The organism is Streptomyces sp. NPDC026417 (assembly GCF_055567695.1).
The window spans coordinates 1-1,424 of the sequence record NZ_JBVHPY010000118.1 but is presented as its reverse complement, the minus strand read 5'-3'; the positions used below and the strand labels follow the sequence as shown (position 1 = coordinate 1,424).

Genomic DNA, 1,424 nt, shown 5'->3' with positions numbered 1-1,424 from the left:
CACTCCGCATTCGTCAGGTCTCCGCGTCCCATGGAGCCAGCCTGCCCCCAACACCCCACCCCAAGAGGGAGATCCGAGAAACAGTGCCTAGGGCCGTTGTTGCCGGTTGCGGTGCTGGGAAGGCCATCGCCGGGACGGCGGCGGTTGATCGACGGGATCCGTTGGCGGGTGCGGACGGGTGCTCCGTGGCGGGACCTGCCCGCTGAGTACGGTCCGTGGCAGACGGTCTACGGACTCTTCCGTCGCTGGCAGCGCGGTGGTGTCTGGGCAGCCGTCCTGACCGGGCTGCAGGCCCGTGCGGACGCCGCCGGACTGATCACGTGGGACGTCAACGTCGGCTCCACGATCTGCCGCGCCCATCAACACGCGGCAGGCGCACGGCGCGACGGCCGAGCCCAGAAGGAACCCCCGGGCGGCCTTGGGGCCGAGCCCGACGACCACGGCCTGGGCCGGTCCCGGGGTGGCTGGACCACGAAGATCCACCTTGCCTGCGAGCAGGGGCAGAAGCCGTTGTCGGTGCTGGTCACGGCAGGCCAGGGGGGACAGTCCGCAGTTCACCGCCGTGCTGGAAGCCATCAAAGTTCCCCGTCTCGGGGTGGGGCGGCCGCGGGTCCGTCCGGTGCGGGTGCGGGGCGACAAGGCGTACTCGTCGCGGGCGAACCGTGCCTACCTGCGTCGACGCGGGATCCGCTGCACGATCCCGGAACCCGCCGATCAGGCCGGGCACCGCAAGCGCCGGGGACGGGCCGGCGGGCGGCCTCCGGCGTTCGACCGCGAGGATTACCAGGGGCGGCACGCGGTCGAATGCGGCATCAATCGGCTGAAGCGGAACCGGTCGGTGGCCACCCGGTTCGACAAGCTCGCGGTCCGTTTCGAGGCGACCGTCCTGATTGCTGCGATCAACGAATGGCTGTGACCTGACGGAAGTGTCGGCCCCGCATGTCATCCTGGCCGCGATCAGGTCAGCGGGGCGAGGGGAGACACAGCTGATGGGGGGGGCAACGTACTACCGTGCCGAGAGCGAGAGCGGCGAGTACGCCAATGCCCCGTCCGAGGACGTCCTGTTCATACTCATCGAGGCCCTCAACGACTCGGACAACACCTTCGTCGTCATCCAGCCCGACGAGGACGACCCGGTCTGTACGCCTCCGTCGCCGTCCTCGACGAAGGCGGTTACGAGATCGTCCGCCGCGACGCCACCCGCCGTGAACACGATGTCCTCACCGAGACCAACATTGGCTGGATCGCCGAGGACCTCAGGATCTGGATGGCCGCCCGCGACTTCCCCGGACGGCCCACCAGGCAGGACAGCCAGAACTAAAACACGGCCTAGTCTTCTGAGTCAGGAATTCCATTTAGATGTGTAGGGTTGTGGGGTGGCACGTACTGGGCGGCCGAAGGCCGAGTTGATCCTGTCGGATGCT

Annotated in this window: 1 protein-coding gene and 1 pseudogene; both read left to right on the top strand. The window is 68.3% G+C overall.

Features of this window, described 5'->3' with window-relative positions; genetic code table 11:
- The first annotated feature begins 30 nt into the window (after positions 1-30).
- Positions 31-916, top strand: a protein-coding gene (locus ACZ4NT_RS39305; protein ID WP_467730228.1) for an IS5 family transposase whose coding sequence is annotated in 2 segments (ribosomal slippage) — positions 31-539 and positions 538-916 — 888 coding nt in all. Because the reading frame shifts where the segments join, the coding sequence is not laid out codon by codon here.
- Positions 917-989: 73 nt separating this feature from the next.
- A pseudogene (locus tag ACZ4NT_RS39300) lies at positions 990-1,321 on the top strand (hypothetical protein).
- The last annotated feature ends 103 nt before the right edge of the window (positions 1,322-1,424 follow it).